Here is a 15,240-nt window from a genome sequence, read left to right on the forward strand (position 1 = left end):
CCGGCGCCAGCGGAGCGGCCTCGCGCCCTACCCCACCCGGGCCAGCGCGAGGCGGCCTTCCCACCGCTCCTCCAGCGCCTTCACCAGCCCCTGGTTCTCACGGGTCTTCAGGTCCGGGTCCTTCTCCAGGATGCGCCGGGCCTCCACCTGGGCCATGGACAGCAGGTCTCCATCCCTCGCCAGGTTGGCCACCGCCAGCTCGGGCAGGCCGCTCTGCCGCGTGCCCAGGAACTCGCCCGGCCCGCGAATCTCCAGGTCCTTCTCCGCGATGATGAAGCCGTCGCTGCTCCGCTCCATCACCCCGAGCCGCTCGGTGGACTCCCACGAGCGCGCGGCGCCGGCCACGAGGTGACAGTAGCTCGCCGCCGCGCCACGGCCCACGCGGCCCCGGAGCTGGTGCAGCTGCGACAGGCCGAAGCGCTCGGCATGCTCCACCACCATCACCGACGCGTTGGGCACGTCCACCCCCACCTCCACCACGGTGGTGCAGACGAGGAGGTCCAGCTGCTTCTCGCGGAAGGCCTCCATGACGGAGTCCTTCTCCTCGCCCTTCATCCGTCCGTGGAGCAGGCCCACCTTCGCCTGGGGGAACACCTGCCGCAGCTTCTCCACGCCTTGCGTGGCGTCCTCCAGGTCGAGCTTCTCGGACTCCTCCACCAGCGGATAGACGATGTACGCCTGATGGCCCTTGGCCAGCTCCGAGGCCACCGACTCGTACACGCGGGCGCGCTGCTTCTCGTTGAAGACGCGCGTCGTAATCGGCGTGCGCCCCGGCGGGAGCTGGTCGATGACGGACAGGTCCAGGTCCCCGTACAGCGTCATGGCCAGCGTGCGGGGAATGGGCGTGGCCGTCATCACCAGCACGTCCGGCTTCGGCCCCTTGCTCATCAGCGTGTGGCGCTGGAGCACGCCGAAGCGGTGCTGCTCGTCGATGACCGCGAGCCCCAGCCGCTGGAAGGTGACGTCCTGCTGGATGAGCGCGTGCGTGCCCACGGCCAGGTGGATGTCCCCCCGGGCCACGGCGTCGCGCCGCTCGCGCTTGGACTTCGCCGTACCCGCCGCGCTCAGCAGCCCCACGCGGTAGCCCAGCGGCTCCAGCACCTTGCGGAAGGTGCGCTCGTGCTGCTCGGCCAGAATCTCCGTGGGCGCCATGACGGCCACCTGGTAGCCGTCCTGCAGCGCGACGAGCGCGGAGATCATCGCCACCGCCGTCTTGCCACTGCCCACGTCGCCCTGCACCAGCCGGTTCATCGGCTCCGGGCGGGCCATGTCCTTCGCAAGCTCCTCCACCACGCGGGCCTGGGCACCGGTGAGCTGGAACGGGAGCGCGGCGCGGGCCTTGTCCAGCCGGGGCGCGGACACGTCGAACGCGATGCCCTCCTCCGCCTTGATGCCCTGGCGCTTGAGGGCCATGCCGAGCTGGAGGAAGAACAGCTCGTCGAACGCGAGGCGCCGGTGCGCGGGGCTCTGATGCGAGTCGAGCGCCTCCAGGTCGGCATCACCGGGCGGGAAGTGGATGAAGCGCAGCGCCTCCGGCAGGCCCATCAGCTCGAGGCGGCGGCGCAGGTCCGCCGGCAGCGGGTCCTCCAGCGCGTGGGCGTGTTTCTCGCCCACATTGGCGGCCAGGTCCCGGAAGGAGCGCTGCTCGGCGCGCTCGAAGCCTGGGTAGATGGGGACGATGCGGTTGAAGTGGACGGAGGAGGAGGACTCCAGGTCCTCGGCGGGCTCGATTTCCGGGTGCGCCATCTCCCGGCCGCTCATGGTGGCGCGCACCTCGCCGGAGATGACGATGCGCTTGCCCACGGTGAAGCGGCTCTTCAGCCAGGGCCCCGCGTTGAAGTACGTGGCGGCGATGCTGCCCGAGCGGTCCCCGATGACGGCGCGGAACACGCGCTTGCCGCCGCGCCCGGGCACGAAGTCCGCGACCTTCACCACGCCCACCGTGACGCCTCGCTGGCCGGGCTCCAGCTCGGCGATGGTGCTCAGCCGCCGTCGGTCCTCGTAGCAGCGCGGCAGCAGGAAGAGGATGTCGCCCAGCTGGCGGAGCCCCTTCTTGTTGAGCGTCGACACGAGCCGGGGGCCCAGCCGCTTGTCCAGCGTCTTCAGCGGCATGGACAGCGGCCCCGTGCGAGGGGCGATGGACAGCAGCTTCGCCTCGGAGCGCGAGGCCTCGGCCGCCGCCGCGCGCTTCTTCTTCCGCTCCGCCTTCTCCTTGCGCAGCTTCGCGCCAGGAACGATGGCCTCGGGCACCGCGTCGAGCGTGGCCTGCTTGAGCGCCTTGGCGCCGCGCGTGGCACCGGCAGAGGGAGGCGCGGCGTGGGCGCCGGGCTGGCCGGTGCGCGTGCCTGGTGCGGCGGGCAGGCCTGCGGAACGCACGCCCGGAGCCACCGCGGGGGACGATGGCAGCGCGGCTCCGCCCGCCAGCGCCAGTGCATCGGAGCGAGCTGACAGCCCACGTCCCGCCACCGGGGAAGACACGGGCGCACCGGACGCCGAGCGCGGGGGATGCACGCCTCCGACATCCGCCCCGGAAGGGCCGACCTTCCCCCGGAGCCCCGTGGGCACGGGCTCGACGGACTTCCACGGGGGGACATAGCCCGGAGGCGTCACCGCGCCGGCCTCGTCGTCCACCACGGGCAGCCCCTGGGCCGGCGTGACGCGTGGCCGTGACTTCGCCACGGGGGCCAGCCCCTCGTCCGGTACCGACGCCCGCCCAGCGCCACTTCGCGAGCCCTGCCCCGCACCGGCAGGGAGCCTGGCCTCCGCGCCGACGCCCTCCAGCTCCGCCGGCAGCTCCACGCCGCTGAGCCTCAGGCCCGCCACCACGCGCCGGAGCGCGGCCTTGCGGCGCTCGGGCGCGGGGTCGTCCACATAGGGCAGCGCCGAGCGCAGGTGGTCCAGGGCCTGGGCATTGACGCCGCCGGCCCCCGCGAGGGCGTGCTCGAGCACCGGGCGCAGCGACTTCACGGTGGCGAGCATCGCGAAGTCGCGCTGGCACGCATACCGGAGAGGAGTAACGAGGCTGGCGAGCGGATGGTTCACGCGCGGGTTCCGTCGCTCATCCTACGGAAGAGGGGTGACGTCTCCCAGAAAACGAGACCGGGGGAGCGAGCCCGTGCCCGCTCCCCCGGCAGCTCCCCGAAGGGACGTGTGCTCAGCTCTCGCCGGACGGCGTGCCCTCGTCCGGGTCCTCGAAGCGAACGTTCGTGATCTCCAGCTCGCGCGTGCCGCCCGGGCTCTGCACCGTCGCGATGTCGCCCACCTTCTTGCCGATGAGCGCTCGTGCCACCGGTGAGGTGACGGCAATCCACCGCTTCTTCAGGTCGGCCTCCAGCTCGCCGACGAGCCGGTACGTCACGGGCTTTTCCGTCTCCGTGTCCATGAGGTCCACGGTCGCACCGAAGACGACCTTCTCGCCGCCCAGCTTGCTGGTGTCGATGACCTCCGCGCGGGCAATCCAGTCGTTGAGGTCCAGGATGCGGCCCTCGATGTGCGACTGCTTCTCCTTGGCCGCATGGTACTCCGCGTTCTCGCGCAGGTCCCCGTGGGCGCGGGCGACCTCGATCTCGCGCGAGATCTTCCCCCGCTCGACGGACTGGAGGTGCTTGAGCTCATCCTTGAGCTTACGCAGTCCGGACGGGGTCATCGGGATGTTGTCGCTCCCGCTGCTCATCGAAACAGCTCCTTCCACCACTCCCAAGGTTCAATAGACAAAGGGCCGGTGCTCCTCACGGAGTCCGGCCCCCACGAAAGGCCCAATGTAGGGAACCACTGACAAGTTGGTCAACGAAAGCCGTACAGGGAATGACCGATACGCTGTGCGCACGCCCGGCGACCCGGTAGTCTGCCCGCGTGCTGTCCGTCCAGGAACTGCGCGCGCTTGTCGCGACCCTTTCCGCTCCTGCCTTCCTGCGTCAACTCGGGCCCTTCGCTCTCATCCAGCGGCCCCCCTCTGACGCGTCGGCCGCGGTGAACGCCCCCACCCGCATGGCCTCGTCCGAGGACATCCAGGCGGGAATGCTCGCGCTCCTGTTCGAATTCGAACACCTGCGAGTGGCCACGCTGCCGCCGCTGCTGGCCACGGACCGGCTGCGCATCGGCCGGCGCATGGACTGCGACCTGGTCATCGACGACGCGTCCGTCTCCAAGATGCACGCGGAGCTGCGCTGGAACGAGGCCGAGCAGCGCTGCACGGTGCAGGACCTGGGCTCCACCAACGGCACCTTCCTCAATGCCCAGACGCTGGGCCAGCGGGAAGCGGCGCTGCGAGATGGCGACATCCTGAGCTTCGGCAACGTGCAGTTCTGGTACCTGCTGGCGGGCACGCTCCACGAGCGGCTGCGCTCGGGCGAGGCGACCGGGCTGGGCTCGCGCAGCGGGTGAGCGCAGGAGGCAACGGGACGCACATGGCCGGAGAGACGAGCCTGGACGTGTTGCTGAAGTCGATGCGGCCGGTGCTGAAGGACGGCGAGTTCGTCTTCTGCACCCTGCCCCACCCGGCCTCGCCGGACCTGGGTGCACTCGGCCCCGTGGGCCTCTTCCACGAGGACGAGGGGCTGACGCTCATCCTCCGCCGCGAGCGCGCGGACGCCGCGGGCCTCGCGTATTCGGGCACCTTCCGGCTGGTGACGCTGTCGGTGCACTCCAGCCTGGACGCGGTGGGCTTCATGGCCGCCATCTCCACGCGGCTGGCGGCGCAGGGCATCGGGGTGAACCCGGTGGCCGCGTACTTCCACGACCACCTGTTCATCCCCTCGGCGCGGGCCACGGAGGCCGTGGCCCTGCTGGAGTCCTTCGCGCGCTGAGCGTCAGTTCTTGCGGAGGACGGCCGAGACGCCCCCGAGCCAGACGTCGGAGGCAGCGGGGGCCCACAGCGCGTTCAGGGGCCGAGCCATGCCCGTGCGCTCGGAGACCCACTGCGCCCCGCTGCGCTTCAGCAGCGTGCCGTTGTCGCCCACGGCCCAGACCTCCGTGGCGGAGACACCCCACACGGCATTCAGCCGGACCTGCGTTCCACTGGCCACGGCGCTCCAGGCGGTGCCGTTGAAGTGCAGGAGCGTCCCCTCCGCGCCCACGGCCCACAGGTCCGAGGCGCCCGTGCCCCAGACGCTGAGCAGGTCCTTGTCGGTGCCCGAGGTCATCGGGCTCCAGGCGCTGCCGCTCCAGAGCATGATGGTGCCCGCGCTCCCGACCGCCACCGCCAGCGACGGCCCCTGGACCCAGACGTCGTTCAGCGTCGCCGTGACGCCCGTGGCGATGCGCGTCCAGCCCGTGGCGTCACGGTGCAGCGCCTCGCCCGCGAGTCCCACCGCCCAGATGTCCGTGGCCGAGGAGCCATGGATGGCCATCAGTCCCTGGGGATCCAGCGTCGGCTCGTCGGCGAAGCCCGTGCCGTTCCAGCGGACGATTTCGTCACCGCTCTGGGAAGTCACCATCCAGACCTCGGACGGCGACGCCGCGTACACCCCCTGCACGTTGGCCCGCAGCAACTGGATGGGCTCGGACGAGGTCCAGCCGCCCCCGTTCCAGTGCAGCACGCGGCCCTCGTTGTCCACGGCCCAGACGTCGTTGGCGCTGCTGCCGTGGATGTCCAGCACCGTGCTCACCCGGCGGTTGGGGGCCGTCGTCGACCAGGCGGAGCCATTCCACCGCTCGAGGTGACCATGGCGGCCGAAGAGCCACACGTCATTGGGGCTCGCGCCGGCCATGGTGCCGTTCTGGCCAGACGACAGGCGCAGCCACGAGGAGCCATCCCACCGGTAGCGCGGGCCCTCGCCCGCGACCAGCATCGTCTGCGGGGCCGCCGCGAACACGTGGAAGAACTGATCCGAGATGCGCAGGCGCTCCTCGAGCCCGGTGGTGGAGACGCGGTACACGATGCCGTAGTCATCGCAGAAGAGGCAGGGGTCTTCGGAGGTGACCGCCCAGACGTCGTTCGGGCCCGTCCCCGTCACCTCGTACAGCGGCAGCGTGGTGTTCGTGCTGATGCTGGCGAGGGCATTCCCGTCATGGTGCCGCACGGTGCCGCCCTCTCCCACCAGCCACACGTCCTCCGGGCTGCTGCCCCACACGTCGTTGAAGCGCTGGGTGGTGCCCGCATCCACCGCCTGGAAGCCGCTACCGCGGTTGCGCACCACGGTGCCAGCCGCGCCCACCGCCCAGAGGTCGCTCGAACCCGAGGCCCAGACGGACTGGAGGTGCTGACGCGTCCCCGCGTCCACCGCGGAGAAGGCGCCTCCCGACGAGCGCAGCACGGTGCCGTCCCTCCCCACGGCCCAAGTCTCCGTGGCAGAGACGGCGTGCACACCGAGCAGCTCGGAAGTCGTACCGCTGGCGACGCGCGTCCACCGCGTGCCATCCCAGTGCTGGATGCGGCCGGACTCCCCCACGGCCCAGCCATCCTGGGTCGCGAGGAAGTGCGCGTTGTTCAGGGTGTAGCCATGTGGCAGTGGGTACTCCCAGCACCAGCCGTCCTCGCTGCACTCGCGACTCGCGGCGGGAATCGCGCAGGAGGTGGGATTGCCCCGGCCTCCACACACCTCCGGCTCCACGCAGAAGCCACAAGGGGTGCCACCGTCGCTTCCCGCATCCCCGCCCGAGCCTGCATCGGTGCCCGCGTCCTCGACGGGAGGAGGCTCATCGGGATCCGGCTCACAGCCGCCGAGCGCCAGGGCCCCCATCACCAGGAGCGCGAAGGACAGCGCCGTCGCGCCCGCGCGCGACCTGTGCTGCTCCGGGCCGGGCCGCGTAGCGGATGCCGCACCTGCTGCGAAGAGGTTGTCGCGGGACATGGGGTCTCCGTGGCGACTGCGAGGACAGACCGGTGGCGCGGCGTGCGCCCCGGCTCCACTTCAGGGATGTATTGCAAGCAACGGTCCTGGGTGGATCGCGAAGCCCGGCGTCTGGAGTTCGCCAGGATGCGTCAGTCGCTGGAATTGCATGGGTCGATTGCGTCAGGCTGCGCCGCATCAACACCACGGGAGTTGCCAACGGGCGCCGGGGCCGTGTCGGTGCCCTCGTTGACGAGAGGTCGAGGGAATGGCGGTCGAGGGTGAGGAGCAGGAGCTGCGCGAAGCCGTTCGCAAGCTGGAGTCGGCCGTGGCCTCCCTGGAGGCGCGGCTGTCCCGCCTGGAAGCCTCGGGCGTCCGGGCCGAGGCCCCGCCTCCCGTCTCCACCGTGGCCGTCGCCACGCCGCCCGTCGCGCCCGCTCCCGAGCGGAGGGACCTGGAGGCCCACCTCGGCACGTACTGGCTGAGCCGACTGGGCATCGTCGCGCTCATCATCGGAATCGCCTATCTCATCACCTACCGCTTCGGTGAGCTGGGCATGCTGGCGCGCGTGGTGGCCGGGTACGTGCTGAGCGCGGGCCTGGGCGCATTCGGCGTGTGGCTGGCGCGGCGGCACGAGCTGTTCGGGCGCATCGTCTTCGGCGGCGGACTGGCGCTGGCCTACTTCGTCACCTACGCCCTGCACTTCCTGCCCTCCGTGCGCGTCATCGAGAGCCAGGCGCTCGCGCTGGTGCTGCTCGCGCTGCTCGTCATCGGCATCGTGGTCATCGCGCACCGGATGCAGTCGGAGACGGTGGCCGGCGTCGCGCTCTTCCTCGGGCTGCACACGGGGATGCTGAGCGAAATCACCACCTTCACGCTGTTCTCCACCACGCTGCTCGCGGCCGGCGCCCTCTTCTTCCTGGTGCAGAACCGCTGGGTGGTGGTGCCGCTGTCCAGCCTGGTGGCGGTGTACTCGACGCACATCGTCTGGGCGCTGCGCGACGACGGCGTGGCCCCCGGGGCTCCGGAGCGGGAGCGGCTGCTGCTGAGCCTCGGCTTCATCGTCCTCTACTTCCTGCTGTTCTCCGTGGCCCTGCTGGCCCGCCCGCGCGAGCTGTCCATGCGCGCGTGCCTCGCCTTCGCGCTCCTCAACTGGGTGGGGCTGGCGCTGCTCGGCGGCTACGAGGTGGCGCGGTGGAGTGACGACCACCTCTTCACCTTCTTCGTGACGCTGGCGCTCGCACAGGGGGCCTGTGCCGTGGCGGCCCGCGCGAGGCACGCGCCCGGCGCCCTCTTCCACGCCTACCTGTCGCTCACCGCCATCACCCTCGCGCTGGCGATGCCCGCACGGCACGAGGACGCGAAGCTGGTGGCCGCATGGGCGGTGACGGGCCTCGGCACCGGGCTGGCCGCGCGTGGCGCCAACTCGCCCGTGCTGCGCTGGGTGGGCGTGCTCATCCTCTTCACCGCGCTGGGCACGTGCGAGGCGCTCACGCCCGACCACAGGCCCCTGTTCGCGACGCTCTTCCTCTTCTTCGTGTTCGTGGAGCGCGCTGGCACCGTGCTCTGGCCGGGCACGACGCGGCCCGAGGTCCACCGGGGCGACTCGCTCCTGCAGGCAGCCTGCGCGGCGGGCTCGGGGCTGGCCCTCGTCGGACTCGTGGGCGGACTGATGCCGGAGGGGCTGGTGACGCTGGGCTGGGTGGTGGCCGCCTTCGGCCTCTTCGCCCTGGGCTTCGCGGTGCACGAGCGCTGGTACCGGCTGGCCGCCCTCGCCGTCCTGGGACTCGCGCTGCTGCGCCTGCTGGTGGTGGACCTGGGCAACCTCCCCGCCGACCAGCGCATCCTCACCTTCATCCTCCTGGGGGTGATGCTGCTGGTCATCTCCTACACGTACACCCGCCTGAGGCACCGCAAGAGCTGACAGCCAGACAGCAGCAATCGGACGCGGGACGTCCATGAAACCCCACCCGCCCGGTTGTGCTCTTGACTCCCAACCCGCCACACGGCATTTCGACGGTGGAGACCTACACGGGCCAGGAGGGCTCCATGTCCACGTCAGCGCGCGACGAGCGCGACTATTTCGAGCGCATCTACACCGTCGCCGACCAGGTGCCTCGCGGCCAGGTGGCCACCTACGGAGACCTCGCCACCATCGTCGGGGAGGGCTGTGATGCCCGCATCGTCGGGCACGCGCTCGGGGCCCTGGGCGCACGCGCGAAGACGGTGCCGTGGCAGCGCATCATCAGCCGCACCGGCGGCATCAGCACGTCGGGCCACGGCCAGCGCGAATTGCTGGAGGCGGAGGGCGTCGCCTTCGACGAGAAGGGCCACGTGCGCATGGCCGCGCACCACTGGGAAGGGCCGAGCGAGGAGTGGGCCCGCGCCCACGGCTTCCAGCCGCTGCCCAGGCGCCCGGGGAGCGCGCCCGACCCGCAGCTGCGGCTCTTCTGAGAGAGCGCCTGCTCCCCCGCCTGCTTTGCCTCTGGGAATAGACGCGAGAGAGTCAGGCCCTGGCCAACGGGTCGGATTCCAACATGCCGCTCGCGTTTCTCCGCTGGAGTGTCCTGCTCCTCCTGTGCCTCGTCGCGTCCTCCGCTCTCGCTGGTGAAGCGAAGGTGCGCCGGACGAAGGCGAAGGCTAAGGGCACGAAGCTCGTCCGTCTCAAGGGCGGCGAATTGCTCCACCATGCCGCCGCCGCGGCGTTCCAGCGCATGAGCACGGAAGCTCGCGCGGAGGGAGTGTCGCTCCGGGTCACCAGCGGCTACCGCTCGCGCAGGGAGCAGCGCTGGCTGTACGACCGCTACCGCAAGGGCCTGGGCCCGAAGGCCGCGCGGCCCGGGCGCTCCAACCACCAGCGGGGCCTCGCGCTGGACCTCGTCGTGGGCGACGTCACCACGCCCACGTACGACTGGCTCGCCTCCAATGCGTGCCGCTTCGGCTTCCGGCGCACCGTGCAGTCGGAGCCGTGGCACTGGGAGTACCGCCCGCGCACCACCCGCGCACCCGAAGCGGGGCAGGACTGCCTGGGCCGCGACGTGGGAGTCGAGACCGCGCCCGAGCCCGTCGCGAACAAGGACGCGAGCTGAGCGGCGCTACAGTCGCTCCAGCGTGACGTCCAGCACTCGCGCCTCGTAGCCACAGTTGCAACAGGCGCCCACCACCAGCATCTCCGGCACCGTCACCTGCACGGACGCGGGCTTGTAGCCCGTGGCCCGGACCTCGAAGGCGTAATCGCCGGGGGCGTAGACGTCTGGGGTGCACTCGGTCGCGGAGGAAGCCGCACCACAGTGGCCTTCGAGACCGGCCAGCACCGCCTCGGGCGTGGGGTCCCCGAGACCGCCGGTGACTCGCACGGTGATGGCGGGCGGACAGGGGCCGCACATCACTCCCTCACAGGAACGCTCGGAGGGAGGGCCGTCCTCGCCATCCGCGAGCGTGCGTTCGAAGGCCGAAGGAAGGTCACACCCGCCCAGGGCGAGCACGGTGAGCAGCGAGAAGGCAACGGTCCGGACCATGCCTGGGGTGGAAGCAACTCACATACCGGGCGCCCACCTCATGAACCGCGCGAAACTCCAGGCGTCCGTGCACCAGGCCCCCCTCAGAAATGCGAGGCGCCAGCGGTTTTCCGGCAGCGGGGCCGCACGACAGCGCTGTGCCTGCATGCTTTCCGGCAGCCATCTCGACTAGGGTGGGCTCTCTTCTTCGGGTGAGGGGGGCTCATGCTCGTCGTGCCATCCATCCTGGATGCTGTCACCGTCCATGCCGAGGGCGCGCTATGCACTCGCGTGGCCAACGTGCCGGCGGAAGGTGGTCGCTTTCCCACGCAGGTACGCATCAACGGCCTGCCACTGTCTTTGCGCGCCGGTTCGCTTCGGGCGTCCGTGCTGCACGGCCCACCGGGGCTCGCCGTGCGCGACATCCGCCCCGCCTTCGACGTGCAGCTCCCACCCGAGGTGGACGTCCCCTCCGAGCAACATGCGCTGGAGGAGGCCCGGGCCCGGAGCGCCAGGGTGGCGGCGTCGCTGCACCTCGTGAAGCGCGAGCTCGACGCCCTGTCGAACCTCACTCCCGCCTATCCGGTCCGGAAGAAGGAAGAGCTCCAGCCACGCGACGCGGCCCTGCCCGCCCTGCTATCGCTCACGTCGCTGGTCGACTCGGAGCTGGGCGTCCTCCAGGCGAAGAAGCTGGACCTGGAGCGCCAGCAGCGCGACGCGGAGGCGGAGGTGAACCTGCGCCAGCAGCGCCTGAGCGAGGCCTCCACCGCGGTGCGCGGCCAGCGGGCCCGCGTGTACCGCGCCGCCATCCTCACCCTGGCCGGCGTCTCCGGCGTGGAGCACCCCGCGAGGCTCACGCTCGAGTACGCGGTGCCGGGCGCGCGCTGGGTACCCACCTACGACTTACGGCTGCCCCGCACGCTGGAGGAGGGAACGCTGCGGATGCGCGCCTCCGTCCTCCAGCGCACCGGCGAGGACTGGTCGGGGGTGAAGCTGTCGGTCTCCACCGCCGACCTGGAGCGGCGCGCGGAGGTGCCGGAGCTGAAGGCGCTGCGCATCGGCCGGCGCCAGCCGCCCCCCGCGCGCTCCGGCTGGCGTGAGCCCCCACCCGGGCTGGACGAGCTGTTCGCCGGATACGACACCACGCGCAGCCCCGCGAAGCCTCAGCCCCCCCTCGCCGAGCCTGCTCCGTATCGCGCCGAGGAGGAGCTGGCCCGGAACAAGGGAGGCCTGGACCTGTCGGAGCTGGCTGACGAGGCGCCGATGCTGGAGCGCCGTCGCCCCGTCTCCAAGGAAGAGCTCTTCTCGTCCACGGGCTCCTACCCGGCCGTTCCCGCGGCGCCCATGGCGGAAGCCCCCAAGTCCTCGGGGTCCGTGGGGTCGCGCCCACGGGCGGCGATGCCCTCGCGCTCCATGGCGCCCAAGCCGAAGAAACGCGGCGGAGGCCCCCCTCCCCCGATGGAAGCGTACGACGAAGAGGCCGAGATGGATGCGCCCTCGGACCTGCTGGGCGAGGGGGGCGGCGTTGCTCCCGGCGGTGCACTGGGTGGAAACGGTGGCGCGGCGGAGGAGCGGCAGGCCTCGCGGCTGGAGCCGTCGGACGCGCTGCTGGACTACGACCGCCTGGAGCTGGCGCCCGCGGAGGATGCCGGTGCGCGGGGCCGCCTGCGTCCCCGCCCCGCCCATGTCACCCGGGAGCTGTTGGCGCTGGCGGCGGTCCACGTCCACATCGACATCACCACGCTGGTGGCCGTGAGCGAGCAGGAGGTCTCCACCGTCTGGCAGGCGTCTCCGCCCGCGTGGTCCGTCCCCCCGCGCCAGTCCTCGCCGCACTTCGATGCGCGCTTCGACGTGGAGGCCCGCGCGGACGTCCCCTCGGACGGGGCGTGGCACACGGTGCCGGTGCTGTCCGTCCCCGTCGGGCTGTCCGCCGAGTACGTCTGCGTGCCGTCGGTGGAGACGCGCGCCTTCCGCACGGTGCGCGTGGAGAACCGGACGCCCTACCCGCTGCTGGCCGGACCGGTGGACGTCACGCTGGGCGACGAGTTCCTGATGACGTCCCCGCTGCCCACCATGGCGCCCGGCGCGACGCAGCGACTGGGCCTGGGCGTGGAGGAGTCCATCAAGGTGGCGCGCAACACGCGCTTCGACGAGGCGACCGGCGGCATCTTCGGCGGCGCGACGATGCTGACGCACCACGTGTCGGTGGAGCTGGCCAACCGGCTGGCCAACCGCGTCCTCGTGGAGGTGTGCGAGCGCGTGCCGGCGGTGCCCGTCGGCTCGGAGAAGGACATCAAGGTGGAGGAGACGGAGGTGGCGCCGCTCTGGCAGAAGCGCACGCCGCTACCGGGTGAGACGCAGGTGGAGGGCGAGCGCGCGTGGCGCGTGGTGCTCCAGCCCGGCGAGGCGCAGACGCTGAAGGCGACGTGGACCGTGAGAATCCCCGCGAGCAAGATGCTCGGGGGCGGAAACCGGAGGACATGATGGGCGCTCCCCTTTCCCTTCCCGTGGTCAAGGTGACCATCCTCGAGGACCGGGCGCTCGTCGAGCGGCGCGGCGAGGTGCCCCTCGTCGCCGGTGCCCAGCGCCTGGTCATCGAGGGACTCTCGCCGCTGGCGGTGGACCGCTCCCTCCAGGCGAAGGTGGCCGGTGGCACCGTGTCCCAGGCGCGCATCCGCCGCGCCGTGAAGCCCCACCGCCCCGAGGCCCTGCGAGAGCACCGCACCGAGCTGGGCCGCCGCGTGGCGGAGCTGGAGCAGGAGCTGCGGCGCGCCGAGGCGGAGGAGCAGCGGCGGGGCCGCCGGTACGGCCTGCTCCAGGGCGCCCACGAGGACGTCTATCGCTCCATCGCCGAGGACGCGGGCCGGGGCAAGGACCGCCCCGAGGTCTGGCGGTCGCTGCTGGACACCGTCCGCCAGTCCATGGACGCCGCGGACGCGGCGCTCCGCGAGTCGAACCGCGAGGTCCTCCAGCTCAAGGAGCGGCTCCAGGAGGCGCGGACCGCCCTGGCGCGCACCGAGGGGCCGGAGTCGAAGCTCGACGTCCATGCCGAGCTGGAGGTGGGCCACCCCGCCGGGGGCTCCGCCATCCTGTCCGTCACGTACCTGGTGCCCTGCGCGGCCTGGCGCCCGGCCTACCGCGCCACGCTGGAGCGCGGTGACAAGGGTGAGGCGGTGACGCTGGAGTGCGAGGCCGTGGTGTGGCAGCGCACCGAGGAGGAATGGAAGGACGCGGAGCTGGCCTTCTCCACGGCGCGCCCCACGCTGGGCGCCACGCCGCCGCGGCTGATGGAGGACTGGCTGTGGCTGCGCGACAAGACGGAGCGCGAGAAGCAGGTGGTGGAGGTGGCCATCCGCGAGGAGGTCATCCAGACCACGGGCGAGGGCGGCGCGGCGAAGCGCGAGGAGGGCCTGCCCGGCATGGACGACGGCGGCGAGCCGCTGACCCTGGCGGCGCAGCACCGGGCCACCGTGCCGTCGGACGGAGAGCCGCACCGCGTGCCGCTGTTTCGCTTCACCGCGAACGCTGCTTCCGAGTTCCTGGCGTGCCCGGAGCTGTCACCGCTGGTGCACCGGGTGGCGCGCTTCGACAACACGGGCCCCTCGGTGCTGCTGGCGGGGCCGGTGGACCTGGTGCGCTCCAGCGGCTACGTGGGCCGCGCGCAGCTGCGCTTCACGGGCCGGGGCGAGCGCGTGAAGCTGGGCTTCGGCAGCGAGGACTCGCTGCGCGTCGCGCGCAAGGTGGACGAGGAAGTGGAGACAAGCCGCCTCACCGGCCGCCGGGTGCGCACGCAGCGGGTGAAGCTGTTCCTCTCCAACATGGGCGCCCGGCCCGAGTCCGTGGCCCTGGAGGAGCGGATGCCCGTGTCCGAGGTGGAGTCCGTGGAGGTGATGTTGCTGAGGGAGCTCACCAAGCCAGGTCCGGTCCGGGTCAGCGATGACGGTATCGTCCGCTTCGAGCTGGCGGCGCCTCCCCGCTCCCAGCAGGAGCTCTCGTTGGCCTACACCGTCACCAGCGCGTCCAAGGTGGCCGGACTCTGACGCTGTCCCGGCCGGTCCTTCCACCGGGCAACAGCTGTTTGGGAGGGGCCCTTCCACCGTGGTAGGGCCCGTGACTATCCCCTTGGGTGGAGGAACCCCCATGCGAATCGCCCCCACGCTGTGCTCCCTTGGACTGCTGGTGTCGCTCGGGCTGCCGCTGGCCGCCTCGGCGGCGGATGCGCCCCCGGAGGAGGAGGCGCCACGCAGGCCACCGCAGTTCGCGGTGGAGCTGGGTGGCTTCATCACCCGGATGGAGCACCCGACGGCGCTCGTCCCCACGACGCGGGCGCTGGTCCGGACGGTGGAGCCGCGGAACACCGCGGTGCGGCTGTCGGGTGGGTTGCACTTCAACATCCTCCGGGGCTCGAACCGGAATGACCTGTGGTGGATCAACGGCGTCGACTGGTACTTCGCCGACGACGTCCAGGTGCTCGCGTTCCGCCCGGGGCTGGAGAAGCGGTTCCCGCTCACGCGAGAGCTGACGCTCGGGGTGGCCGCGTTCGGGAGCGGGGCCGAGGTCTCCCTCCCCACGGGACGCATCTCCCAGAACCAGCCGGATGATCCGAACAACGGCCCCATGCTGGGCGACAACTACTACGAGGCCCGGACGCAGCGGTGGATCTTCGGCGCGGGCGGACTGGCGTCCTTCCACTACTCCTTCGGGCGCTGGGTCTACATGCGTGTCCAGGGCGGCTACACGCAGTACTTCAAGAAGGCGGAGGGCTTCGAGGGGAACTCCACCCTCAATCAGTTCTCCGTCTCGCTCAGCGGGCCCTTCGCGGGCGCCATGCTGGGGTTGAGTCTCTGACTCGACTTTCGCTCTTTTGGAGCGAGGGGGCGAGCGCTGCGGTCTACGCCGCGCGCCCCTGGGGCGGCGTGGCGCGGGAGGCGGCGCGTAAGTTGGCGCGAAGTCGACGCGGCGAGTGCCAGCGG

Annotated in this window: 12 protein-coding genes; 8 read left to right on the top strand and 4 right to left on the bottom strand. The window is 71.5% G+C overall.

The features are described from left to right. Positions 1 to 27 precede the first annotated feature (27 nt). Both recG and greA read right to left on the bottom strand, forming a co-directional pair. Positions 28 to 3,042, bottom strand: a complete 3,015-nt coding sequence (gene recG / locus G4D85_RS40490) for an ATP-dependent DNA helicase RecG (RefSeq protein ID WP_164019609.1) — start codon at positions 3,040 to 3,042, stop codon at positions 28 to 30. A 112-nt stretch (positions 3,043 to 3,154) separates the two neighbouring features. Then, positions 3,155 to 3,673 carry a transcription elongation factor GreA gene (greA, locus tag G4D85_RS40495; protein WP_164019610.1) on the bottom strand — a complete coding sequence of 173 codons (519 nt, stop codon included), beginning with the start codon at positions 3,671 to 3,673 and terminating at the stop codon, positions 3,155 to 3,157. Positions 3,674 to 3,987: 314 nt separating this feature from the next. On the opposite strand from greA, the gene G4D85_RS40500 reads away from it, so the two are divergent. Continuing rightward, complete coding sequence (locus tag G4D85_RS40500; protein ID WP_240359791.1) at positions 3,988 to 4,383, top strand: FHA domain-containing protein; 396 nt, start codon at positions 3,988 to 3,990, stop codon at positions 4,381 to 4,383. A gap of 23 nt (positions 4,384 to 4,406) precedes the next feature. Next, the gene (locus G4D85_RS40505; protein WP_164019612.1) at positions 4,407 to 4,805 is read left to right on the top strand and encodes an ACT domain-containing protein; all 399 of its coding nucleotides are present in this window, start codon (positions 4,407 to 4,409) and stop codon (positions 4,803 to 4,805) included. A 3-nt stretch (positions 4,806 to 4,808) separates the two neighbouring features. Here the strand turns inward: G4D85_RS40505 and G4D85_RS40510 are convergent, their stop codons facing one another. Continuing rightward, positions 4,809 to 6,791 (bottom strand): WD40/YVTN/BNR-like repeat-containing protein, encoded by a 1,983-nt coding sequence (locus tag G4D85_RS40510; protein WP_164019613.1) that lies wholly within the window; start codon positions 6,789 to 6,791, stop codon positions 4,809 to 4,811. A gap of 247 nt (positions 6,792 to 7,038) precedes the next feature. On the opposite strand from G4D85_RS40510, the gene G4D85_RS40515 reads away from it, so the two are divergent. From G4D85_RS40515 to G4D85_RS40525, 3 genes are all read left to right on the top strand, one after another. Further along, the gene (locus G4D85_RS40515; RefSeq protein WP_164019614.1) at positions 7,039 to 8,694 is read left to right on the top strand and encodes a DUF2339 domain-containing protein; all 1,656 of its coding nucleotides are present in this window, start codon (positions 7,039 to 7,041) and stop codon (positions 8,692 to 8,694) included. 125 nt (positions 8,695 to 8,819) lie between these two features. Next, the gene (locus G4D85_RS40520) at positions 8,820 to 9,224 is read left to right on the top strand and encodes an MGMT family protein (protein WP_164019615.1); all 405 of its coding nucleotides are present in this window, start codon (positions 8,820 to 8,822) and stop codon (positions 9,222 to 9,224) included. Positions 9,225 to 9,307: 83 nt separating this feature from the next. Continuing rightward, entirely contained in the window at positions 9,308 to 9,859 is a 552-nt protein-coding gene (locus tag G4D85_RS40525; protein ID WP_164019616.1) for a M15 family metallopeptidase, read from the top strand. A 6-nt stretch (positions 9,860 to 9,865) separates the two neighbouring features. On the opposite strand, the gene G4D85_RS40530 is transcribed toward G4D85_RS40525, so the two are convergent. Continuing rightward, on the bottom strand, positions 9,866 to 10,288 hold the full coding sequence (locus G4D85_RS40530) for a peptidase associated/transthyretin-like domain-containing protein (protein WP_164019617.1): 423 nt from the start codon (positions 10,286 to 10,288) through the stop codon (positions 9,866 to 9,868). A gap of 204 nt (positions 10,289 to 10,492) precedes the next feature. On the opposite strand from G4D85_RS40530, the gene G4D85_RS40535 reads away from it, so the two are divergent. From G4D85_RS40535 to G4D85_RS40545, 3 genes are all read left to right on the top strand, one after another. After that, positions 10,493 to 12,751 (top strand): DUF4139 domain-containing protein, encoded by a 2,259-nt coding sequence (locus G4D85_RS40535; protein ID WP_164019618.1) that lies wholly within the window; start codon positions 10,493 to 10,495, stop codon positions 12,749 to 12,751. Continuing rightward, positions 12,751 to 14,307: a mucoidy inhibitor MuiA family protein gene (locus G4D85_RS40540; RefSeq protein ID WP_164019627.1), complete on the top strand. Its 1,557-nt coding sequence runs from the start codon at positions 12,751 to 12,753 to the stop codon at positions 14,305 to 14,307. Before G4D85_RS40535 ends, G4D85_RS40540 begins: the two co-directional genes overlap by 1 nt. 100 nt (positions 14,308 to 14,407) lie before the next feature. Next, positions 14,408 to 15,115, top strand: a complete 708-nt coding sequence (locus G4D85_RS40545) for a hypothetical protein (protein WP_164019619.1) — start codon at positions 14,408 to 14,410, stop codon at positions 15,113 to 15,115. The last annotated feature ends 125 nt before the right edge of the window (positions 15,116 to 15,240 follow it).

The organism is Pyxidicoccus trucidator, from assembly GCF_010894435.1.
Lineage (GTDB): Bacteria > Myxococcota > Myxococcia > Myxococcales > Myxococcaceae > Myxococcus > Myxococcus trucidator.